Raw genomic sequence first — 23,359 nt, forward strand, 5'->3', positions numbered from 1 at the left:
ATGTCTCACAAGTCTGAACCATGGTATATCCATGCAATTCTCTATGCGATTATAGCTGTGCTGGTCTTTGTATTAATAAAAGTGGCATATCTCGATCCGAAGGCTATTCTCGAACAGGAGCAATTCTATAAAAAGGAATCGCGACTTAGAATGTCGAATCTGAGATCGGCTGAAAGACTGTGGCACGAGAAGTATAACCGTTATACCGATTCGATTGACAGCCTTATGGCATTCCTGAAAAACGACCCTTCGGTTAAAGAAGCAATTGAAGGCGTCGACTCGATTACTGGAAGACCTACAAATCCGTTCCTCAATTTGAGCGACGGAAATCTCGTATGGGATTCGATTACTCATTCGCCCAAATCGGGCAAACCGTATCTGCTCCAGGTCGATACTTCCGTCTCGGTCGATACCGTTATTGATCGCAGAGGCAGAATTATTAATATCGACACGATCAGAATCATCGGTCAACGTTATTACATTGAATGCCCCGACGGTTACGGCACAATCGGAGACCTCAGAAGCGACGCTCTGCAAAATACTGCTTCGTGGGAATAATTTAAGTATTGAGTCGTTGTGTTTCAAAATCATGTAGGCATAAATTTAACTGAATCAAAACTGCAGTTAGTTGAAATTAGTTATAAAAACAATTCGTTCTTTCTGGAGAATATCGACCAGACGGCGCTAAGCAGACCGTTTAGAGCTTATTCAGGCGAAGATGAAAACTGGCAAAAAAAAACTCTCGATATTCTCCAGGATGCTTTTAATAAACTTTCGGTAAAGACAAACCTTACTTCCAAGTTCTCTTCGTTTACCCTCTCAAATTCCTTCTTTACTGTTTTCGAAATTCCATACGAACATTCGCTCACAAGAAAGGATTTGATGGAGCATATCAAATGGGAAATTTCCGTTTTGTATCCGGAAACGAATCCCGAGGATTTTCTCGTTCAGTATATCGAAGCCGATAAATCCGAAATCCGGAAAGAAAACAAATTGATTGTTTTTTTATTGAAGCGGCAATTGGCAAATTTGATAAAACAATTTTGTGTTCGCAACGGACTGACTTTGAAGTATATCGACAACGCTCACCTGTCGTCGCTTGCCTTTTTTTATCTTTCAAAAAATAAATTTATCGAGAAAATTACGTTCAGCTTTTATATCGAGCAGGATTATTCTTCGTTCATGGCGCTCGAAGGCGTCACTCCGTTCTATTTTGAAAAATATAACAATCAAAGCGATTTAATTGCGTCGGTCGAGAATACCGTCGGTATGCTTTCAAAATACGGAGTAGATTACGGCAAGGTCGATAATTTTGTAATAAGCGGGCAAAGCCTGACCGACGAGTTCATCAATAAATTCGGCGAAAAATTTCCCAGGGAAATTATTAAGATTAATCCCTTCGAATATTTCAAAACTACCGAACAGGTAACCAGGAATCCTCTTTATCTCTCGCAGCGCAATTCTTTTACCGCCGCCACGGGAATTGCAATAAGGATTGTCTGAATTATGAGAATTATATCCGGAAAATTCAAAGGCAGGACGATTAAATTCCCCAAATCGAAATTGGTTAGACCGACTACGGACAAAGTTAAGGAATCGATTTTTAATTACCTGAACAACATAATCGACTTCGAAGAAATAAAAGTGTGCGATATATACGCTGGTTCCGGTTCGCTCGGGCTCGAAGCATTGAGCCGTGGAGCCGCGCTGGCGCACTTCGTTGAAAAAGATTTTTTTGTTTCGAAAACGCTCAGGGAAAATATAGAATCGTTGGGAATTCAAGATAGAACGCAAATCTATCGTATGGACGCTCTCAGATTCTCAAGCCAAAACGATCACGAAACATACGACTTGATCTTAGCCGATCCGCCGTTTTTCAAAGACGATATCCATAAAGTTGTAAAAAAAATAATGACGAACGGATTTTTGTCAACATCAGGCATTATGATAGTTGAGCGCTCGATTCAAACATTCGATAAAGACAAAGCGGAATTCGAACGCGAGCCGATAAAAAAACTGGGCGACAGTTTAATCTATCAGTTCGATTTTCGGTGACTGGCATTTTTTTATTATAATTGAAATATCGATTTTATATTTGACGGAATGAATAATGGCAAAAGTAATTTATCCCGGCACTTTCGACCCCGTAACAAACGGACACATCGACATAGTAAAAAGAGCAAGCGAACTTTTCGACGAGGTAGTTGTAACCGTTGCGACAAATCCGATGAAAACGGCGCTCTTCTCGGTCGAGGAGCGATTGGAAATGTTGCGCGAAAGTTTGAAAGATTTTAAAAATGTCGAAGTGGATTCTTTTAACGGATTGGTTGTTGACCATGCAAAACAGGTGGGAGCAATCGGCATAATCAGGGGATTGAGGGCGGTGAGCGATTTCGAGTATGAATTTCAAATGGCTTTGATGAACCGCAAGCTCGCCGGAGATATAACTACGATTTTATTGATGCCGCATGATAAATACACTTATTTGAATTCCACTATCGTGCGAAACCTTGCGCAATTTCACGGAAACGTATCGGATTTTGTTCCTCCGTTCGTCGAGAAAAAATTGAAAGAAAAATTCGGTTACTGATTACATTTCTTTTTCGCCGTAAAGGATTCTTCCTTCAATAAACAATCCCGATTCAAGATGGCGTTTTCTGATGTAAACGACGCCGTCTTCGTTGTGAGGCTCTCCGTAAACAGTATGAACCGATTTCAAACCGCCCAGATATTTCCTTGCGTCGCACAGATAAACCAGATCGCCGGGATGAGCTTCCATTTTACGCATGTCTTTTTCAGAGAAATTTATTACGTCTTCGTTGTCGTCCGTAATCAATTTCCAGTGCACGAATGCCTTCTCGCCTTCGCGCTCGTTAAGTTTACCGCCTTTGAAAAATTCTTTGGCTTTGTGAATCGACCAAATCGTCAATCCGGTCGTTTGAGCCTCGGGGTCGTATTTAACGTAGTGCGTTGTAATTAACGCCACGAAGAACGACATAATCAACGACAGCGAGAAAAGAACTTCGACTGACGCAAAATCGAGACGTAAGAGCGTTACGAGTACGTCGGTAATAACAATAACCACGTTAAAAGCAATCATGCCGTAGACAATTAAATCGCGGCGCTTGTTTTTATAAATTCTCGTCGATAATTTTTGTAGTTGACGCTGAAATACCGTAACCAGAACGGCAAGCGCGCCGCAGACAATCAAATTGTATAGAGCGCTCATATATGTATAAGGATGAACCGGGTCGAACGGAGTGCCGTGCGCAATCGGGCGTATCAATTCATACGGGAAGCGGTTGCCCAACAACATTAGCGAAATGCCTCCTATGACTGTAGTTACTAATCCTGCAGGCGTATATTTTTTCCAGAAAGCTCCCAGGAAAATTGCAATCATAAGCGGCGGAGTTAATGTGGCGTGGAAAAATGCGTGCGCCTGATAAATTGTCGGATACGAAACGAATGCGTAAACTGCCAGAACTCCAAGGAAGGTAAATGCGACCGTCGAAAGTCTTGCCACAACCATTGCTCTCTTTTCGTCGAGTCGCTGCCCTTTATCGAGTTTTTTCAACCAGATTCTGAGCGGCTTATCCACGTCGTTTACGTAGATTGCAGATGCGGCGTTAACCAATGTGCTTACTGTCGACATCAATGCCGCTGCGATTGCTGCAACTACAAAACCGAAGACGCCCGGACCTGTCAATATATTTGATACTACAACAAAAATTGTGTCGGGATTAGTATTCGGAGGCAGTATATCCGGATTCATTACCGAGATTGCCTTGGCTACCCATCCGCCTCCGCCTACAACCACGGCGGAAATTGGCAGCATAAATAATATGTTTGCCGCCGCGGCTTTTCTGCCCTCGTGTACGTTTTTGGTAGCCATGAATCTCATTATCAGTCCCATATTCATAAACAGGAATCCAACCGAACCTGCAATCGCGTCTTCCCAGAAAATTCCGACGGAATTAAATTCGGCAGGCGAATTATACCCTGCAAACGGAAGTTTCCAGCTTGTGGGCAATAAATTCCAGAATGCGTCCCAGCCGCCGACAAATGAAATGCCGAGGAAGAATACGAGTAGACCCGCAAAAATCAACATCATTCCCTGAACCAAATCGGTAAAGATAACAGCCGTCTGTCCGCCGAAAGTTATGTACGCGCCGGTAATTACCGCGGTAACCCAAATCAATCCCATTAAAGTAATATGAAAGTTTATACCGAATATCGACATCGATTCGGGCATAAGAGGCAATATTGCTTTGCCCATTGTAAGAAAACCGATGCCTACATAACCCGTTAAGTAGAGAAGCTGAAGTATGGTGACCAGAAATCTGGCTGCGGGAGAAAATCTTCGTTCGAAATATTCGGGTATCGACCGGATTTTTGAATAGACAATTATCGGCAGCCATCCGAACATAAAAAGTGGCACGAAGAACCAATCGTTGATATACGACATCGACGAAGAAAATCCGTATTTGAAACCCATAGCGGAATATTTGATGAAACTGTGACTGCTAATGCCCGTTGCAACAATCGACATTGCGATAAGCCACCAGCTGAATCGCCTTCCGCCGAAGAAAAAATCGTTTGTGTCTTTATTATATTTGGCAAAATAAGTTCCGAAAAGAAGCATTGTTATCATATAGATAACAAGAACTATCCAGTCGGTTTGAGTACCGATATTTTTCATTATTTCCATATTATTCTCATAGATATAGTGCGGCAATTATTAGAAAGGCATGAAGCGCCATAAAATAGAAATATCCGAATATTAGAGCTTTCCACCAGAAGCGGTGGCGTTTTTGTCTCATGTCGAGAGCTTTGGATTTTCGGATGATAATTAAACCTATTAAAAAGAAGATGCCTCCTCCCACATAGAGGTAGATAAAAGGCAGCCAGGTGTTCATAAAATCGAGTTTCATATCCAAAACCTTTTTAAAATCGTCATTCAAGTTAGGACGCTCGGAAATTAATCGCAAATTAATTTTGGCATATCCGGTCGATTTCGAATTCTCCGAAGACAATAAAATCATTGCATTTAAGCTGATGTGTATCTAAATTAAGCTTCTAAAATTAATTTTTTTCTAAAAACGGAGGTTGTCTTATATGGCTATGATGGCACGGATGAGGAGTTTAGCTCCGTGGTTCATCCTAATGGTTGGCGGTATGTTTGTTCTGTTTATGGTAATATCTGATTCGCGAGTCCTTGAGTTTTTGGGGCAGCAATCGCAAAACGTAGGCTCGATTAACGGAGAAAGTATTTCCTACCAGGAATTTTCCAATATGGTCGAAAGAGCCCGTCAAAATCAGGAACAGGCTACCGGTCAGTCAATAGATGAAAACCAGATGGACTTTTTCAGAGACCAGGTGTGGGATGCTCTGGTAACTCAAAAATTAATCGACGAAAAAATTAAAGAATTTGGAATAGTTGTCACGGATGATGAAGTAAGGGATGCTCTTCTGGGTCCGAATCCTCCCGCGGAACTGAGACAACAATTTACCGATTCGACGGGTAATTTCAACAGGCAATTGTACGAACAGGCAATGAGAGACCCGCGTAATAAAGAAATCGTCCTCTATTATGAAGATTTAATCAGAGAACAACTCAAACAACGCAAACTGCAGGAATATCTCTTTGCTTCGGTTATAGTTAGCGAAGAGGAAATTAAAGACGCTTTCATTAAACAAAACATTAAAATGAAAGCCGATTATATTCAGTTGAATCCGAATATAATTCCCGATAAAGACGTTAACGTAACGGACGAAGAACTTAGAGAATATTACGAGAAGAATAAAAAAGATTTCAAAGTCGAACCCGCCAGGAAAATTAAATACGTTCTTTTCCGCAGGGTTCCTTCAAAACAGGATTCACTCGGAATAAAAAATAATCTCGAAGCAATCGTAGCTAAATTGAAAGACGATACGGCTTCTTTCAAATCTTACGTGGAAATTTACTCCGACGTACCTTATTCCAAAGATACCGTATCTTTAACCGCAATTCCTGCCGAAGCTCAGGACCTGGTTTATAACAGCAATGTCGGAGATATTATCGGACCTGTAGCTACAAGTCAGGGATACATTGTTTACCGTATCGTTGGCAAAGTAAGCAGCAAAAGTCCCGTCGTAAAGGCTTCGCATATTCTTGTCCGTTCCACGGCGAACGACAGCGAAGACTTAAAAAAGGCAAACGAAATTTATAACCAGTTGATGAACGGCGCCGATTTTGCCGCTCTGGCAAAGGAAAAATCCCAGGATCCCGGCAGCGCTTCCCGCGGCGGCGATCTGGGCTGGTTCGGCAAAGGTCAAATGGTTAAAGAATTCGAAGACGCCTGCTTCAACGGTCAGGTAGGCGTAGTTCAAAAACCGGTTAAAACCAATTACGGCTATCACATTATTAAAGTAACCGGAAAAACAAATACGGAATACGTAATCGAAAAAATAGTCAACCGAATTCAGATGTCGGCTTCGTCGTTAGACGATTTATACCAGAGCGCATCCGATTTCTCTTACATCGCGAAAGAAAACGGTTTCGAATCGGAAGCCGAATTGATGCATTATAACGTAGTCGAAACGCCGCCTTTCTATGAAGGCAGCCAGTTCATACCCGGACTCGGCGGCAATAAAGCGCTGGTTAAATGGGCGTTCGAAAACGGAGTTGGCGAAATTAGCGATGTATTCAAAGTTCCCGCCGGCTACGTGGTTGCGATGGTTTCCGACAAAATTAAAGCGGGATTTAAAGAATTCGACGAAGTTAAAGACGTAATTCGCAATAGAGTTTTGCGCGAAAAGAAATTCGAAAAAGCTATGTCGATCGCAGAAAAAATCCGGGCTCGTCTGGGCGACAACGGCAACCCTGAAGTCGCTATGGAAGTATGGGGCGGCGTTCGTATTGATACTACGGGCGAATTTACCGCTGCGTCTACAATTCCGAGATTGGGACAGGAATTTGCTTTTACCGATTATTGCTTAAAAGGCGAACTTAACAAATGGTCGAATCCGGTCAAAGGCAACAACGGAGTTTATCTGATTAACGTCAGATACAGAACCAAATTTGTGCCCGAAACATATCAACTCCAAAAAACCGGGCTTGCGACACAACTTCTTAACAGAAAGAAAAATACTCTTTTGACTCAGTGGATTCAAAAACTCAAAGACGAAGCCGATATAGTCGATAATCGTCATCTCTTTTACAGGTAATTTAATCGAGGGGCTTACGCCCCTCTTTTTTTATCCTTTCTATTTTTTTCTCAATGATTTATCTTTAATCCCGATGAAACGGCTGTTAATCATATGCTTAGTGTCGGTTGCCTCCCTTAACGCGCAGATTTCCGAAATTTCACTGACGGGCAATTATACCACATCTTCAAAATTGTTTTTACACCCGGAATCTTCGAACCTTGATATGAAATATGTTTATGAAGAGTTAAACGATATTTACAGTTTGTCGGGGGAAATTCGTTATTACCTGTCGGAATCGATCGAGACGGCTTTGGCGTTCGAAATGATACGCAAAACAATAATAAGAGATGATTTTAATCTTAACGGGACCGCAATATCGATTGAAGAAGGTTATAAATTATATCCGATTGATCTTAGCGTCTATTATCGGCTCCCGTTTTCGTCTGATAAATTTAAGTTTTTTATGGGCGGAGGCATTGGAGTTTATATCGGAAAGATGATCCGGAATGTGGTTAACGTTTCTACGGAAAACGACCGGTTCAATATCGATTTCGGTATTCAGGCTTCGCTGGGAATCGATTATTATATTAACGATAAGATCGCATTGCGAGGTCACATCCGTTTCCGCGATCCCGACATAAAATTGAAAAGCAGATATACCGGCGCTTTCGTGAATTACGAAGGGAAAAGCTATTTGCTCTATCCCGAAGCGTATACTACGAAGGTTAATGTCGACGGCATTACGTTCGGAATCGGAATTGTTGTGAACCTTGTCGGAATTATGCCGTTCTGATTCATTAACTATTTCTCGTAAGTTGCTTATATTTCGAACCAATAAATAAGCGTAAACGCAAGAATGGTTATTTATCTGACCGGTTTTATGACGAGCGGCAAAAGTACTGTGGGTCCTATCCTGGCCAACGTATTGGGACTCGATTTTTACGATCTCGACGAAGAGATTGTAAAACGGGAAGGTATGTCGATAGTCGATATATTCGAACAAAAAGGCGAAAGTTATTTCAGGAAAGTTGAAACGCGGCTCTTGAAAGAAATATCGAATAACGACAACGTTATAATATCGCTTGGCGGCGGTACGATTACAATAGATGAAAATCTGAAATTCATGAAAAAAAACGGTTTTATTGTTTATCTCAAAGTGGACAGCGAAACTCTCTATAAAAGATTGAAAAACAAAACCGACAGACCGCTTTTCAAAGACCTTGTGTTGAACAAAAACAGCAAGGAAGAATTTATCGAAAGGATCAATAATTTACTCGATAAAAGACGCCGTTACTACGAACAGGCGGATTTGATAATCGAGTGCGACTCGCGTCCGGTCGGTCTTACGGTTGACAGAATTGCTCAAAGTATTCAAAGGAAAATAAATGAAAAAAATTAACATAAAGGCTCCTTCGCGTAACTACGACGTTTACATCGGGAACAACGTAATTAAAAGGTATGCATCACAAATTAACTCGCTTGCCGGCAATAACGATTCGATTATTATAGTCGATACGAATGTCTACAGACTTCACAAAGATAAAATTGAGAGCCTGGTTAAAAGTCTGAACGGCGATGCAATCGTCTACAAATTCAAAGCGGATGAAAAAAATAAATCTTTAGACAGTTTGAAAAAAATATTCGATTTAATGCTGCGCAAAAATCTCGGAAGGAGTTCGTTTTTAATCGCAATAGGAGGAGGAATAACGGGCGATTTGGGAGGCTTTGCTGCTTCGGTATACGCCAGAGGAATCGGATATATTCATATTCCCACTACTTTGCTTGCCATGGTCGACAGCGCAATCGGGGGTAAAACCGGAATAAATTACGGTCATACGAAAAATATTATCGGAGCTTTTTATCAACCGGAGTCGGTGTTGATTGATACGGAATTTATTAAAACACTTCCGCGCGAAGAACTGCTTTGCGGACTCGGCGAAGTAATCAAATACGGCTTGTTGATCGGAGACGACTTTTTTGATTACGTCTCTAAAAATTATCATAAGGCTTTTGACTATAACGCCGCGTTCCTCAATAAAGCGATTACGGAATCGGTTTCGTTCAAAGGCAGCGCCGTCGAAAAAGACGAAAAAGAAAAAACCGGATTGAGAAAAATTCTGAATCTTGGTCATACATTCGCTCACGCAATTGAAGTGGAACAAAATCATAAAATCAAACACGGTCAGGCGGTAATTGCGGGAATTGCGTGCGCTTTGCACCTTTCGAATAAATTGGGATTGATGAACGATAAATATCTCGAGAAGTATCTATCGTTGATTGTTGAATTCGGAAACGAAATTAAATTAAGTAAATATAATCCCGAAACTCTCTATAAAATTATGTTCCGCGACAAAAAAAATAAAAAAGGCTCGATTAATTTTGTGCTGCTCGAAAAAGCGGGCAAACTTATTATCGACGCCGAAGCCGATAAACGCGACGTTCTTTACGCAATTAATAACGGACTTCAATATTTTGGCGTATAATCGTAAATGAAAAAAATTCTGGCAATATTTTTTATAGCAGTCGGGCTAATTTCGGCTGAAACCGAAAGGGAAACGCGCGCCGTATGGGTGGCTACGAATCATCGTCTCGACTGGCCTCCGGCAACTTACGATATCGACATTCAAAAAAACGCCTTGATTGAAATTTTCGATTCGATTAAAGCAAAAAGATTAAACACGGTTTACTTCCAGGTCAGGAGCAACGGAACGGTTTTATTCAATTCTTCGTACGACCCGCCGAGCCCTTACGTTTCGCCCGGATTTGACGTCCTGGAATTTGCTATCGGAGAAGCTCATAAGAGGGGACTCGAAATTCACGCCTGGATAAACGCCGTTCAGGTTTACGCGTCGAATTCTTTGCCTATGGATTCAAATCATATCGCCGTTCGAAAACCCGAATGGATTATAAGACATAAAGATGAAAACGGATTGTCGCTCTGGCTCGATATAGGGCGTCCGGAAGTCAGAAATTATATCAAGAATCTGGTAACGGAATTAATTGAAAAGTACGATGTCGACGGAATTCAGCTTGATTACATCAGATATCCGGGAAATAATATAGACGACGATTACTCTTATGCAAATTACGGCGGCGATGAAAATCGCGACGAATGGCGCAGAAACAATGTGACCGAATTAATCGAGTCGATTTACAAATCCGCAAAATCGATAAAGCCGTACGTAAAAGTGGGCGCCACTCCCATCGGAATCTACAGAAATCTGAAAGGAATGTACGGTTGGGAAGGTTATTCTCAGGTTTATCAGGATTCGCGTGAATGGCTCCGCAGAGGCATTCTCGATTATATTGCCCCGCAAGTCTACTGGTCTTTCGAAGACCAGACCGCATTCGATAAAATAGCGCGCGAATGGGTTGAAAATTCATTCGGTAAAAACGTAATTGTCGGAATAGCGGCTTACAAACCCGAAGTTAAAGCCGCAATCAATAAAATGGTCGAGTACTCGAAAAAAATAGGCGCCGACGGAATAGCATTTTTTAGATATTCCAACATTAAGGAAATCCGGATCGAATCATTTGCAAGTATTTCCATTCCTCAGAAAATCGAAGGCGCAAAAAGGGTTAACGATTTTCGGCTCTCGGCTTTTTCAGCAGAGCGCTCAATGAAATCCGGTTCGATAGAATTGAAATGGCAAAAGAGCGCAGGAGATTCGACTGACGTAAGATATTACGCCCTTTATTGCATGCCCGATTCTAATTCCGAATTAAGCAATGATTATTTAATTGATATCATTCCCGCGACAGAAAATTCCATGAAAGTGGAGATAAGCCGTTTGAAATTTCCTAAGTGTTATTTCGCAATTACGTCATTGAACAGATACTGGCAGGAGAGCAATCGCGACCTCCGTTTACCGTATATCGATTTCTTCGAAGGGCTTAAGGATATTCTGTCGTACGACTCGAAACCGTTGCTCGTAAAAGGCAAAGACGGTTCCGTCAAATTATTAATTTACGGCAAGGATAAGGAAACAATCGAAGTGGAATATAAATCGGAGAATAAATATCTGCTTAAAGAATATGCCCTGGAAACTGGCAAAAACATAATTGTGGAAAAAGAAGCTCCGGCGGAACTGAAACATGTTATTATCACATTCAAAAAATCGAATAAAAAAACCGAATTGAAATTTTAACTGAGTCTGACAATGGGAAAAAACAAATCCAAAAAGAGTAAAAATCAAAGCAAGACGATTAAGATTGTAGCCGCTCTGGCTGCGGTCGTTTTTTTGATCTATCTTTTAAATATACCCGGGCTTTTTATGAATGAAGAAAAAGGCAATCCGGAATTGAACCGGGCGTTGAAAAACAAAACGGCTTTTTCTTTCGTGAAAGAAGGCGAGCTTTCGTTTGTTAATGGCAAAGACGAACAGATTGTAAAGATCGACGTGGAAATAGCCGACGACGACATTCAACGCGCAACCGGTCTGATGTATCGCGAATATATGGCTGAAAATCAAGGAATGCTTTTCATCTTTCCGCATGAAACTCCTCAATCTTTCTGGATGAAAAACACTATACTGCCGCTCGATATGATATTTGCCGACGCCGAAGGGAAAATTGTTAAAATACACAAATATACAACGCCGTATTCGGAATCCTCGTATAGCTCTGGCAAACCCGCTAAATTCGTCGTTGAAGTAAACGCCGGTTTTACGGATAAGTACGGCATTAAGGAAGGCGATCGAATTGTCTGGCGGAGATTATAAACTGACTGCCCCGGTCGTTCGACCGGGACAGTAAAAAATATTACACAACGAACATACTGATATCGCCGGCTCCTTCGCGAATTATTTCGGGTTCTTCATCGCTCAGGTCGATTATGCTCGAAGGTTTTCCTTCGAGAGCGCCGACAGAAAGCATTAAGTCGATTTGATTGTTGAAAATCAATCGTATTTCTTCGGGGTCGTATAAAATTTCTCCCTTTCTGTTAGTAACGCTCGTGCTTATTATCGGATTGCCCAATTCCTTTGCCAGCATCAGAGCAACTTTATTGTCCGGAATTCTAATTCCGACTGTTTTTCTTTTTGTCCATAATTTTTTAGGCACTTCTTTTGCAGCCGGCAGCACGAATGTATAAGGTCCCGGCAGCAATTTTTTCATTGTCTTGTAAGCATAGTCCGATACTTTTGCGTATTTCGAAATATCTTTCAGGTCGGGACAAATGAAACTGAAGAGCTTGGTTCCGCTGTCCTGTTTTATGGTATAAATTCGTTCGAGAGCTTCCTGGTTGAAAATATCGCAGCCGATACCGTAAACAGTATCGGTGGGATAAATTATCACACCTCCTCTGCGTAATACGTCGACGGCTTTGTTGATGAATCTTTGCTGGGGCGTAATGGGATGCAATTCATAAAACTCCATTTGTCCTCCTTTTATCTGTTTGGATAGGGTTGATGCGGTTGATTATACGACGTCATTTCAACAAGCTTTAACTTACACCATAATGTTAGAAGTTATTTTCAAATTGTCAACAAAAAAAGATAAATTTCGATTCGAATTTTAAGAGGATGCAGAAATGTTTGGGAAAATACCCAAACCGGTAATTGTTCTCGGCGCAATCAGTTTCTTTACGGATTTTGCCAGCGAAATGCTCTATCCTGTAACGCCGCTTTTTTTGACCGCCGTACTCGGTTCTTCGATGGCTGTGGTCGGACTTATAGAAGGCTTGGCGGAAATAACCGCCGGACTGATGAAAGGATATTTCGGCGTCCTTTCGGATAAAACCGGAAAACGAAAGATTTTCGTGCAGGCGGGTTACGGTCTTTCCGGCGTTGTTAAGTCGCTCCCAGGAATTTTTCCGTATATATCTACTGTATTTGTTTCCCGTATAACCGACAGAATTGGCAAAGGTATCAGAACCTCGCCGAGGGACGCGCTGCTGGGCAGCTATTCGAACAAAAATAATTCCGGAACTGTTTTCGGTTTCCATCGTTCGATGGATACCCTGGGAGCCGTAGCGGGACCGTTGGCTGCAATTATTCTGCTTTATTTTTTCCCGGCAAATTATATTCTTATTTATCTTATCGCTTTTATTCCTTCTATGCTGGCTATAGTGTTTACGTTTTTTGTCAAAGAAGTTAAAACGCCGTCGGCTAAAAACGGAAGTAAAATAACGTTCCGGATGTTCTGGAAAACCGCTCCTGCAAATTACAAATTCGTGTTGTTAATGATAACTTTGTTTTCGATAGTTAACAGCAGCGACGTGTTTCTGATTTTACGCTCGCAGGATATTTCAAGGTCGGATACTCTTGCTATTGCTGGGTACGTTTTCTTTAATATAATCTATGCTTTGATGTCGTATCCGCTCGGAATGATTTCGGATAAAATAGGCAAGAAATATATTGTGTCCGCCGGACTGACGGTATTTTCAATTGTCTATTTGATATTTGCGTTATATCAGTCGATAATAATTATCTGGTTGTGCTTTGCTCTTTACGGCGTATACTCGGCTTCTACGGAAGGCATAATTAAGGCGTGGATCAACGATCTGGTTGACCCTTCATTTAAAGGCTCGGCTATCGGGTTGTTAAACGGGATGATGAGTATCGGGGTCTTGAGCGGATCGTTTTTTACGGGATTGCTCTGGGATGCTTACGGATTTCAATTGCCCTTTTTGATTTCTTCGGCGGTCAGTTTTATTGTGGCTGTAACGCTGCTCGTAAAAAAAATCTAATTATCGCGCTGGGTTCTGGATACCGAAATTATTCTGGGATTCGAGAAATGGATAAATTTCTTTGAAGCGAATGAAAAGAGCGCATAATAAAAACCGGTAATCAATATTGCAAAGACGAAGGATTTTAACTCGTCGCCCGGGAATAAAAACTTTAATGAATAAGCTGCAGTTAAACTGATTATAAAAACCAGAAGCGGAAGACCGTAAAGAAGAAAAACAGATTTGAGGATAGCCGACCCGCTGACGGCAATTTTAACTTTCTCGCCCGGCTCTGTTCCAAAAGGATCGCGAGCCACTACAATTTTCGTATCGCCGCCCCGCGGTTTGCAAATTAATCGCGCCGAACATTCCTCACATTCGGCGACGTTTTCCAGAATCACTTCGGAAAACTTGCCCAACGACCTGGAAACGATCCCTTCTTCAATTAATATTTCTTCTTTCATGTCAGTTCAGAGAAGCGGTTATTTTATTTCTCTCGATTTTTTTTATTGCCCGCGTTGAACACTTCTCGACAGGAATTTCAGCGGAATTCAATAACTCGTAATGTATTACCGCAAGGTTATCTATAATTTCTACGGCTCCGTTCGAATTTCGTGCGCAAATGCCGCATCCGATACATGCCGCGGAACAATTCTCTTTGGAAGTTTTCGGATCGTCGTGGCTTTTGCAATAGACGAATAAATCTCTTTCCGCGGGATGCATTTCGATTATACCGCGCGGGCAGGCTTGAGCGCATAATCCGCAGCCCTTGCAAAGTTCTTCGATTACGACAGGTAGTTTGTCTTCTCCCATATAAATTGCATTGAATTTGCAAGCGTCAACACAGTCTCCGCCGCCGAGACAACCGTAGCCGCATTTTTTGTCCCCGCCTGCAACGATGTCAGCCAAAGCGCAATTAGACGGTCCCGCGTAACGAACCTCTTTATTTTTAGCTTTGTCAGCGCCGCCGCAAAGGATACGCGGTAAAAGTTTTATTGCGTTGACGTCGTCGCTGCCTATAAGCTTTGCTATTTCCGCCGAAGATTCATCGTCGCATACCGGGCAGGAAGAAGGCGATAATTTTCCTTCGACTACTTTCACGGCAAAATCATAACATCCGGCATTGCCGCATGCGCCGCAGTTTGCATTGGGAAGAAGCTCGTTAATTTTTGCTATCAGAGGATTTTCTTCCACTCTCAATTTTTTGTCGGCAAATGCGAGTCCGCCGGCGAATATAAATCCGAGTCCTCCCATGGTAGCCAGAGCTATTATCAAAATCGAATCCATTATTCCCCCGCGATATATTTGTCGAAATTTAGAGATTTGTGAATCGTTCCCGTCGAATCGACCAAAACGGCTTCCGTATTTTCGAGCGAGTTTATTAATTTCAAAGCCTTTTCAATATCCATTACAAAAAGAGCCGTCGATAGGGCGTCTGCTGTCATTGCGTCAGGCGCAATTACTGTAATCGATTCATAATGACCTGCAGGCTTTCCCGTTACCGGATTGAAAATATGAGAAATTCTTTTGCCGTTTGAGTCGATATATTTTTCATAGTCGCCCGAAGTCGCCACTCCGAAGCCGTCGACTTTAATGACTGCCAGCAAATCATTCTGATTGCGCGGATGCCGAATACCGACTTTCCATTCCTTTCCTCTGGCAAATATTTCTCCGCCAACATTAATCAGATATTCTTTTATGCCGAAATTGGAGAGCAGATTGGCAATTCTGTCGGCTGCGTAGCCGGGAATGCACGAGTTGAAATTAATTTTTATGCCCGCAGGTTTGACGAGTATATTCGGTTCGCGTAAGGAGATATGCTTCCATCCGGAATTCGAAAGCGCTTTCTGAATTTCTTTTTCGGAAGGGATGCTATAATCGCCGTCTTCTTTATCGAAACCGTAAAGCAATCCGAGGTTTGCGACTGCGGGGTCAAACGCTCCGCCGGTCAACTTCCACAATTCTTCGCATCGTCTCATAACGTGAAATATTTCGCGGTCGATAAGAATTTCGTCTGCAACCGTATTGTTAATTTTCCACATCGGATTGCCTTCGATATAAGTAGAAAAGAGCGTATCGATCCTGCGCGCTTCTTCGAAAGCTGCCGTTATTGCTTTTTCCGCCGTTACTTCGTTTACGCCGCGCGCTTGTATTTCTATCGAGCTTCCCATTACGATGGAAGCGCGCCTGTATGTTGTGTCATCGGTACAGGCGGCAAGTATAATCAATATGAGAAGATATTTTTTCATTTCAAATCATTCCCGCAAAACCCATGAATGCCAGAGCAAGAAGTCCTGCTGTAATTAAAGTGATTGGAGCGCCTTTGAATGCTTCCGGTACGTCAGCCATTTCGAGCTCCTCGCGTATTCCTGCCATTATAACCAGAGCCATTGTGAATCCCGCGCCTGCGCCCAGTCCGAAAAATACGCTTTCCATAAAAGAATAATTTCTCATCGACAATAACAAAGCGAGACCCAATATAGCGCAATTTGTCGTTATTAGCGGCAGAAAAATTCCTAATGAGCGATAAATCGGCTGACTAACCTTTTTTATTACCATCTCCACAAATTGAACAAGCGAAGCAATTACCAATATGAACGAAGGTATCTGAAGAAATTCGAGATTGTAAGGAAGCAATATTTTGAAATAAAGAATCCAGCTTACTACCGAAGTAATAACCATCACGAAAGTAGTAGCCATTCCCATCGAAACGGAAGACGAAATTTTGTTTGAAACTCCGATGAAAGGGCAAATTCCCAGAAAGAGCGAAAGCACGAAATTATTAACAATTGCCGCCGAAATAAAAATAATCAAAAGTTCCATTAAGATTTACCCTCCCCGACAATTACTTTTCTTTCTTTGTATTTAGAAATGACGGAATCAATTTCGGACTTTTTCTTTTTATTCATATAACTGTTTGCCAATCCCATCATTAATCCGAGCGTAATAAAAGCTCCGGCAGGCAATATCATAATTAATAAAGGCTGGAATGATTCGGGCAATATTTGAAATCCGAATACGGTTCTGTTTCCCAATAATTCGCGAATGCTTCCCATCAAAGCGAGGGCAATTAAAAAACCCGCTCCGTTGCCTAAAGCGTCGAGCAGAGAACGCAACGGATTGTTTTTCGATGCAAAAGCTTCGGCTCTGCCGAGAATCAAACAGTTGACTACAATTAAAGGCACAAAAGGACCGAGCGCTTTGCTCAATTCGGGAAATTTTGCTTTCATTACCAGGTCGGCTATGGTTACGAATGTAGCTATTACAACTATATACGCCGCAATGCGTACTTGATTGGGAATCCATTTCCTGATTAGCGATATCAACAAACTCGAAAAAATTAGCACGAATGTAGTTGCCAGAGCCATTGCCACACCGTTGATTGCGGAGACAGTAACCGCAAGCGTTGGGCACATTCCGAGAACCTGTTTGAACGTCGGATTAATTTCCCATAATCCTTTGGTAAATTCTTTCCAGTATGATATTTGCTTTTTCATAGTTTATTCGATTGCTTTTCGATTCTTGCTTTTTGTAACGCTTCGTTAATAATAGCGCAAACCGATTTCGATGAAATAGTCGCTCCTGTAATCGCCTCTATTTCATTCGGCTTTTCCGGCGTTTTCCCTTTGACCCAATTAACGGAAGGCTGAGCGGATAAATTCTTGAATTGGTTTTTGAATTCTTCTTCGGTGATTCGGGAACCGAGTCCGGGAGTTTCGACTTGTTCCAGAATTTCGATTGCCGTTATTTTGTTCAAAGTTGTATCCGTTCCGATCATAAGTCTTATTTTTCCCTGAAATCCGTTGCCTTCGGATACAATAGAGTATCCGGCAGGAATGCCATCTTCGTCATAAACTTTATAGACCTCGCCGAAATCCGTTTCGATTTTTTTATAGGATTTGGCCTTGTTGTGCACAAAATAAATTGCCGCTTCGGTCTCGGCAATTCTGTTAGCCTCTATATGAGGAGCCGCCCAGTTCGAAACTCCGGATAAAACCGCTCCCGACGCCAAAGCAATTGAAGTAAGCGCGATAATCATTTTTATACTGTTATTCATTTTACCTCACCGAAAATTTTCGGGTGCGTCAATCTGTTGATAATCGGCACAAATGCGTTCATTATTAAAATGCCGTACATTACGCCTTCAGGTAATCCTCCGAAGAGTCGTATTACTACGATTATCAACGATATTAATAAACCGTAAATCCACATGCCAGCGGAAGTATAAGGAGAAGTTACCCAATCGGTAGCCATGAAGAATGCGCCCAATAAAAATCCGCCGCTGAAAAGATGAAACAGCGGACCCGGGTATTTGAGCGGATCGATAAACCAGAAAATCGAACCGAATAAAATCATTCCCAGTATCATTGACAACGGTATTCGCCAGTTGACGATTTTTATTACGATCAAAAATACGCCTCCGATGACGATAGCCAATGCCGATGTTTCACCAATAGAGCCGCCGACATTCCCGACGATCAAAGGTTCGATTCCCGTTATTATTTTGTCGAATTTGAAAGCAGCCAGCGGAGTGGCTGAAGTAACCGTGTCGACTGCAAAATTCGGTTTGCTCCAGGTTGTCATAGCGACGGGATAAGCCGCCTGAAGAAAAGCCCTTCCGATGAGCGCGGGATTGAAAATATTATAACCGAGCCCGCCGAATAATTCTTTCCCGATAATAATTGCGAACGCCGAACCGATAGCGGCTGCTGTCAATGAAAAATTAGGCGGTAGTATTAAACCGAGCAGCAAGCCCGTTAAAAAAGCGCTCCCGTCATACGCCGTAATTTCGGATTTCCTGATTTGTTTGACGATAATCTCGGAGAGAACCGCTGCGGCGCAGCTAACGCCTATTACTGCCAATTGATAAATTCCGAAAAAAACAACCGCCGAAATTACAGCCGGCAGCAACGATAAACTTACCAGCCACATTACCTGTTGGGTTGTAAATCTGGAGTGAACGTGCGGCGAGCTGCTCAGTTCTAATCCTGACATTACATTAACCGTTTGATTTGCCGAACCGGACATAGATTTATCTTTTTTAATTTGTTTTTTGTTTTAATAATGCCGAAGATTTCCGTTTGCCGAACCGGACCCATTGCACGAGAGGAATGCCGGCAGGGCAGTTATAAGCGCATGTACCGCATTCCATGCACGATAGTATTCCAATATCAATCGCTTCTTCAAATTTGTTGAACCTTGCAAATTTATAAAGCCGCGTGGGCGCCAGATTTAGCGGACAAACGGATAAACATCTGCCGCAATTTAAGCAGTTGCTTTCTTTTGTCGTTGAAGTTTCCTTCTCAGTAAGAACCAATATTCCGGAAGCGGCTTTTGTAACCGGAGAATTCAAATCAAATTGCGCGAATCCCATCATGGGTCCGCCTGCAATAATTTTTTTCGCGTTATCTTTAACTCCGCCGCAGTAATCGATAATGTTTTTCAATGGCGTCCCTACAGGAACAATAAGATTTTTAGGCTCTTTTATGCCGAGTCCCGAAACGGTTATGAAAGCATGAGTTTGCGGTTTCCCTTTTACGACTGCATTGTAAACGGATACGGCTGTGCCCACATTTTGAATAATACACCCGACGTCGAAAGGCAGTTTGCCGGGAGGCGTTTCTCTTCCAGTGACGGCTTTTATCAACATCTTTTCGGCGCCCTGGGGATATTTTGTTTTAAGCGTTTTTAATAAGATATTTTCTTCTTTATTTAAATAAGTCTTCAATTGTTTTATGGCTTCCGGTTTATTGTCTTCGATTCCAATAATTCCCGTTGAAACGCCCGTAGCTTTGAGGATAAGTTTCAGACCGGCAATTACTTCCTCGGTCTTTTCGATAAGGAGACGATAGTCTCTTGTGAGATACGGCTCGCACTCGCAAGCGTTTAGAATAACGTAATCGATTTTTTTATCAGGAGGAGGGGATAATTTTACATAAGTAGGAAATGCGGCGCCGCCCTGTCCTACGATTCCCGCTTGCTTAACTCGTTCTATAATCTGCCCGCGGGCAATTGAATCGGGATTTAACGGTTCCATCGACTCTTCTTCTTCGGTGTCCGTGCGATTGATTACAACAGCATCCGACCGAGTTCCCGTTAACGTTAATAATGAAATTATTTTGTTAATTTTTCCGGAAACAGGAGAATGAACCGGAGCGGATATAAAACCGTCCGCTTCGGCAATCGTCTCGCCTTTTTTAACGGCGTCGCCCTTCTTTTTCAACAATAACGCCTGTTTGCCGGCATGCTGGGAAAGCGGCAAAAAGATTTGGTCCGGAAGAGGTAAAAATTCGAATGGTTTTTCCGAGGTAAGTTCTTTCATCTCCGACGGATGAATCCCGCCCTTAAAAGTAGTCGGCATATCCTCCTCGTATATTGAATAAAACAATCCACATAAATTATGCCAGAGGGAATGCGAAAATTTCCAAAATAGAATCGATATATTAAGACTGGAATACAAAAGTAAAGCAGTTAATCGGAGTCTATATCTGCGATAATTTCAGGTTAAGAAAATGGTCTTCTCTTTTATAAGAATTGAATTCGAAATTATAAAACGACAGGTTCGTTATAATAGTCCGACATTTTCACATTTATTGGAGGTAATATTTCCGAGCTGATATTGAGTTCGCCCTGTCCGATATCTACGAGAAATAAAGATGAAGCTGTTCCGTCGACCGAGGCTCCCGCGTTAAGTATAACGATTCCTTTTCGTTCGTAGAGTCTCATATCGTGACTGTGTCCGTGCATGATAATGCGAACTCCGCTCCTTTTGAAAAGCGACAACAATTTCTTTTTGCCTCTCAGTTTCATCGTGTGACTTTCGATGCGGCTCCAAATTGAATTCTCCGAACTTTTGCCCGCTTCCGAGTTTTTGTAGAAGTGGTGATGTATAAGCACGATTTTCTCTTTGTTTCTAATCTCTTCGGCGGATAGAAGCATGTCGATTTCTTCGCGTTCCGATTTTTTCACTTTCCCGTTCGACGCAAAAGGGTTTTTCAGTTTGGAATAATAATTGACCGAATTGACGCCGATTAACGCTGTATCGTTGAAGATTTTTAAATAAGGAAATCGTTTCCCTTCGGTTATTGTTACGGTAGAATCGAAAAGATTTCTGAAATATTCGTAAAATATTTCCACTTTCAGATTGTAGTTCGTTTTTTCGCAGCGGGAAGGGAAATCGATTATGTCCGAAGCAAGTTCAACTCCTCCGAAAATATCGTGATTGCCGATTACAACGGAAACTTTGTCCGAATGAAACAGATCGTATTTTATTAATAGTTCTCTCAAATCGGCAAAATCCCTTTCGTTCGAATTGTCCGATATGTCGCCCGTTATTACAATATGGTCGGCAAGCTTACTGAGAGCAAACTCAATCAGTCTTTCGGTTTTTTCTAAGTTCCTTCTTCTGAATTTCCTGTTCAAATGAAGGTCGGATATATGAGCTATTTTCATAAAAAGGACAAATCTCTTTGAAGTAAATATAACGCTCGGATGTTAAGAAAGTTTTACCGTAATGTTAAGTAAAAATTAAGTATTCTTTTTGAAGCCTAAATGGAATTTGACTAAATTCGAGTGGGGAAATAATAAAATTGATGACTAAACAATTTGATAACGGTTATCTAACTTTTTCTTAACATTGAATAAAAATATTTTTAGCAGTTTTGTATTTTCTCAAATAAAGATAAATCAACATGAAAAAGAAAATACTCTTCATCGGCGGTTCTCTCAATCAAACTACAATGATGCACAAAATATCGAAGTATTTCGAAGATTACGATTGTTATTTTACTCCGTTTTACGACGACGGATATATCGGATGGTTCGCTTCGAAAGGGATTCTCGATTTTACGATTTTAGGCGGCAATTTCAAAAAAATGACGCTTGAATACCTCGAAAGCAATAATCTCAAAATCGATTACAAAGGCAAGCTGCACGATTACGATCTGGTTTATACATGCGCCGATTTAATCGTTCCTAGGAATATTAGAAACAAAAAATTGATTCTCGTTCAGGAAGGAATGACCGACCCAGAAAATTTCGCTTTTTATCTGGTAAAATATTTTAATTTTCCGCGGTGGATTGCAAGTACATCCACAATGGGCATGTCGAATCTTTACGATATTTTTTGCGTGGCTTCCGAAGGGTACAAAGAATTATTCGCGCGTAAAGGAGCCGACCCGAATAAAATTTTCGTAACCGGAATTCCGAACTTCGACAACGCGAAAGAGTTTTTGAATAACGATTTCCCTCATAAGAATTATGTGCTCGTAGCAACTTCCGACGCGAGGGAAACGTTCAAATACGAAAACAGAAAAAAGTTTATTAAAAAATGCGTGGAGATTGCAAACGGACGTCAGCTGATTTTCAAACTTCACCCTAATGAAAATGTCGAAAGGGCTACGCGCGAAATCAATAAATACGCTCCCGGCGCGCTCGTCTATCACAACGCAAATACAAATCATATGATTGCCAATTGCGACGCGCTGATTACAAAATACTCCTCGGTCGTCTATATCGGGCTGGCATTGGGAAAAGAAGTTTATTCGTCTTTCGACATTGAACAATTGAAAAGGCTGATGCCGATTCAAAACAACGGCACCTCGGCTGAAAGAATAGCTAAGCTGGGCATCCATTATCTCGAATCGCCCAGTAATTCATTAAATGAAATTCATCAGAACTTCGACTTGATTACGGCATGAAAATAGTCGCCGTCATACAGGCTCGAATGACTTCGACGCGCCTTCCCGGCAAAGTGATGCTGCCGGTTCTCGGAAAGCCCCTTCTTTCGAGAATGATAGAACGCGTGCAAAAGTCGACTATGACAGACGAAATTGTAATCGCTACTTCCAATCAAAAAGAAGACGACCCGATTGAAAAGTTTTGCAGGGAAATTAATGTTGAATGCTTTAGAGGTCATTTAACCGATCTTCTCGATCGGCATTACAAGGCGGGTTTGAAATACGGAGCGGACGCGGTGGTTAAAATTCCGTCGGACTGTCCTCTCATCGATCCTGCAATTATCGATAAAGTGCTGAAGTTCTTTTCCGAAGGCGATTACGATTACGCGAGCAATCTTCATCCGGCTACTTATCCCGACGGCAACGACGTCGAAATAATGTCGATCGAAGCTCTTGAAAAAGCCTGGCGCAATGCGAAAAAGGATTACGAACGCGAACACACTACGCCTTATTTCTGGGAAAATCCCCATCTGTTCAAACTCGGGAATGTAGTCTGGGAAACGGGGCTCAATTATTCTACATCGATGCGCTGGACGATCGATTACGAAGAAGACTATCTTTTTATAAAAAGAGTTTTCGAAGAGCTTTATCCCGCCAAACCCGGTTTCGGTTTGAATGATATTCTCGCATTGCTCGAACGAAAGCCCGAAATAAAAAAATTAAATGAAAAATATCTCGGCAGGTACTGGTACGAAAATCATCTCGACGAATTGAAAAACATCGAAGAATATAAATCGGCAATAAATAAAAAGACGGATTAATAAAA

25 protein-coding genes are annotated in these 23,359 nt (G+C 41.7%); 13 read left to right on the forward strand and 12 right to left on the reverse strand.

Features of this window, described 5'->3' with window-relative positions:
* Genes ACSSWA_RS10290 through coaD form a run of 4 tightly spaced genes read left to right on the forward strand, consistent with a single transcriptional unit; the run spans nt 1 to nt 2,590 of the window.
* Nucleotides 1-558 carry a hypothetical protein gene (locus tag ACSSWA_RS10290; RefSeq protein ID WP_437356484.1) on the forward strand — a complete coding sequence of 186 codons (558 nt, stop codon included), beginning with the start codon at nt 1-3 and terminating at the stop codon, nt 556-558.
* An 18-nt stretch (nt 559-576) separates the two neighbouring features.
* Nucleotides 577-1,503 (forward strand): hypothetical protein, encoded by a 927-nt coding sequence (locus tag ACSSWA_RS10295; RefSeq protein WP_437356485.1) that lies wholly within the window; start codon nt 577-579, stop codon nt 1,501-1,503.
* A gap of 3 nt (nt 1,504-1,506) precedes the next feature.
* A complete protein-coding gene (rsmD, locus tag ACSSWA_RS10300; RefSeq protein ID WP_437356486.1) occupies nt 1,507-2,055 on the forward strand; it encodes a 16S rRNA (guanine(966)-N(2))-methyltransferase RsmD in 549 nt (182 codons plus the stop codon).
* Nucleotides 2,056-2,110: 55 nt separating this feature from the next.
* The gene (gene coaD, locus ACSSWA_RS10305; protein ID WP_437356487.1) at nt 2,111-2,590 is read left to right on the forward strand and encodes a pantetheine-phosphate adenylyltransferase; all 480 of its coding nucleotides are present in this window, start codon (nt 2,111-2,113) and stop codon (nt 2,588-2,590) included.
* Here the strand turns inward: coaD and ACSSWA_RS10310 are convergent, their stop codons facing one another.
* Entirely contained in the window at nt 2,591-4,708 is a 2,118-nt protein-coding gene (locus tag ACSSWA_RS10310; RefSeq protein ID WP_437356488.1) for a sodium:solute symporter family protein, read from the reverse strand.
* A gap of 7 nt (nt 4,709-4,715) precedes the next feature.
* Nucleotides 4,716-4,931 carry a hypothetical protein gene (locus ACSSWA_RS10315; RefSeq protein WP_437356489.1) on the reverse strand — a complete coding sequence of 72 codons (216 nt, stop codon included), beginning with the start codon at nt 4,929-4,931 and terminating at the stop codon, nt 4,716-4,718.
* 184 nt (nt 4,932-5,115) lie between these two features.
* On the opposite strand from ACSSWA_RS10315, the gene ACSSWA_RS10320 reads away from it, so the two are divergent.
* The 6 genes from ACSSWA_RS10320 (at nt 5,116) to ACSSWA_RS10345 (ending at nt 11,909) form a co-directional block, all read left to right on the forward strand.
* Nucleotides 5,116-7,206 carry a peptidylprolyl isomerase gene (locus ACSSWA_RS10320; protein WP_437356490.1) on the forward strand — a complete coding sequence of 697 codons (2,091 nt, stop codon included), beginning with the start codon at nt 5,116-5,118 and terminating at the stop codon, nt 7,204-7,206.
* Nucleotides 7,207-7,279: 73 nt separating this feature from the next.
* On the forward strand, nt 7,280-7,981 hold the full coding sequence (locus ACSSWA_RS10325) for an outer membrane beta-barrel protein (RefSeq protein WP_437356491.1): 702 nt from the start codon (nt 7,280-7,282) through the stop codon (nt 7,979-7,981).
* 63 nt (nt 7,982-8,044) lie between these two features.
* Complete coding sequence (locus ACSSWA_RS10330) at nt 8,045-8,587, forward strand: shikimate kinase (RefSeq protein WP_437356492.1); 543 nt, start codon at nt 8,045-8,047, stop codon at nt 8,585-8,587.
* Entirely contained in the window at nt 8,574-9,671 is a 1,098-nt protein-coding gene (gene aroB / locus ACSSWA_RS10335) for a 3-dehydroquinate synthase (RefSeq protein WP_437356493.1), read from the forward strand. The genes ACSSWA_RS10330 and aroB overlap by 14 nt, the downstream gene beginning before the upstream one ends.
* Before the next feature lie 6 nt (nt 9,672-9,677).
* Nucleotides 9,678-11,336, forward strand: a complete 1,659-nt coding sequence (locus ACSSWA_RS10340; RefSeq protein ID WP_437356494.1) for a glycoside hydrolase family 10 protein — start codon at nt 9,678-9,680, stop codon at nt 11,334-11,336.
* 12 nt (nt 11,337-11,348) lie between these two features.
* Nucleotides 11,349-11,909, forward strand: coding sequence for a DUF192 domain-containing protein (locus tag ACSSWA_RS10345; RefSeq protein ID WP_437356495.1), 561 nt, complete (start codon nt 11,349-11,351; stop codon nt 11,907-11,909).
* A 40-nt stretch (nt 11,910-11,949) separates the two neighbouring features.
* Here ACSSWA_RS10345 and ACSSWA_RS10350 read toward each other — a convergent pair whose 3' ends face one another.
* Nucleotides 11,950-12,564, reverse strand: coding sequence for an L-threonylcarbamoyladenylate synthase (locus ACSSWA_RS10350; RefSeq protein WP_437356496.1), 615 nt, complete (start codon nt 12,562-12,564; stop codon nt 11,950-11,952).
* 154 nt (nt 12,565-12,718) lie between these two features.
* Here ACSSWA_RS10350 and ACSSWA_RS10355 point away from each other — a divergent pair, with 154 nt between their 5' ends.
* Nucleotides 12,719-13,876, forward strand: coding sequence for an MFS transporter (locus ACSSWA_RS10355; protein ID WP_437356497.1), 1,158 nt, complete (start codon nt 12,719-12,721; stop codon nt 13,874-13,876).
* Here ACSSWA_RS10355 and ACSSWA_RS10360 read toward each other — a convergent pair.
* From ACSSWA_RS10360 to ACSSWA_RS10400, 9 genes are all read right to left on the reverse strand, one after another.
* Nucleotides 13,873-14,319, reverse strand: a complete 447-nt coding sequence (locus ACSSWA_RS10360) for a SoxR reducing system RseC family protein (protein WP_437356499.1) — start codon at nt 14,317-14,319, stop codon at nt 13,873-13,875. The genes ACSSWA_RS10355 and ACSSWA_RS10360 overlap by 4 nt on opposite strands.
* 1 nt (nt 14,320) lies before the next feature.
* A complete protein-coding gene (locus tag ACSSWA_RS10365) occupies nt 14,321-15,142 on the reverse strand; it encodes an RnfABCDGE type electron transport complex subunit B (RefSeq protein WP_437356500.1) in 822 nt (273 codons plus the stop codon).
* Nucleotides 15,142-16,104 carry an FAD:protein FMN transferase gene (locus tag ACSSWA_RS10370; protein WP_437356501.1) on the reverse strand — a complete coding sequence of 321 codons (963 nt, stop codon included), beginning with the start codon at nt 16,102-16,104 and terminating at the stop codon, nt 15,142-15,144. The genes ACSSWA_RS10365 and ACSSWA_RS10370 overlap by 1 nt, the downstream gene beginning before the upstream one ends.
* A gap of 1 nt (nt 16,105) precedes the next feature.
* Nucleotides 16,106-16,678 carry an electron transport complex subunit RsxA gene (gene rsxA, locus ACSSWA_RS10375; protein ID WP_437356502.1) on the reverse strand — a complete coding sequence of 191 codons (573 nt, stop codon included), beginning with the start codon at nt 16,676-16,678 and terminating at the stop codon, nt 16,106-16,108.
* Nucleotides 16,678-17,352, reverse strand: a complete 675-nt coding sequence (gene rsxE / locus ACSSWA_RS10380) for an electron transport complex subunit RsxE (RefSeq protein WP_437356503.1) — start codon at nt 17,350-17,352, stop codon at nt 16,678-16,680. Before rsxE ends, rsxA begins: the two co-directional genes overlap by 1 nt.
* Nucleotides 17,349-17,912, reverse strand: a complete 564-nt coding sequence (locus tag ACSSWA_RS10385; protein WP_437356504.1) for an FMN-binding protein — start codon at nt 17,910-17,912, stop codon at nt 17,349-17,351. Before ACSSWA_RS10385 ends, rsxE begins: the two co-directional genes overlap by 4 nt.
* Nucleotides 17,909-18,883, reverse strand: a complete 975-nt coding sequence (locus ACSSWA_RS10390; protein WP_437356505.1) for an RnfABCDGE type electron transport complex subunit D — start codon at nt 18,881-18,883, stop codon at nt 17,909-17,911. The genes ACSSWA_RS10385 and ACSSWA_RS10390 overlap by 4 nt, the downstream gene beginning before the upstream one ends.
* A 13-nt stretch (nt 18,884-18,896) precedes the next feature.
* Entirely contained in the window at nt 18,897-20,216 is a 1,320-nt protein-coding gene (gene rsxC, locus ACSSWA_RS10395; protein WP_437356506.1) for an electron transport complex subunit RsxC, read from the reverse strand.
* A gap of 185 nt (nt 20,217-20,401) precedes the next feature.
* A complete protein-coding gene (locus ACSSWA_RS10400) occupies nt 20,402-21,307 on the reverse strand; it encodes a metallophosphoesterase family protein (RefSeq protein WP_437356507.1) in 906 nt (301 codons plus the stop codon).
* 239 nt (nt 21,308-21,546) lie between these two features.
* Between ACSSWA_RS10400 and ACSSWA_RS10405 the strand changes: the two genes are divergently transcribed.
* Nucleotides 21,547-22,554: a CDP-glycerol glycerophosphotransferase family protein gene (locus ACSSWA_RS10405; protein ID WP_437356508.1), complete on the forward strand. Its 1,008-nt coding sequence runs from the start codon at nt 21,547-21,549 to the stop codon at nt 22,552-22,554.
* A complete protein-coding gene (locus ACSSWA_RS10410; RefSeq protein ID WP_437356509.1) occupies nt 22,551-23,354 on the forward strand; it encodes a cytidylyltransferase domain-containing protein in 804 nt (267 codons plus the stop codon). The genes ACSSWA_RS10405 and ACSSWA_RS10410 overlap by 4 nt, the downstream gene beginning before the upstream one ends.
* Nucleotides 23,355-23,359: the final 5 nt, after the last annotated feature.

It is taken from the genome of Melioribacter sp. Ez-97 (assembly GCF_051488665.1).
Classification (GTDB): domain Bacteria; phylum Bacteroidota; class Ignavibacteria; order Ignavibacteriales; family Melioribacteraceae; genus Melioribacter.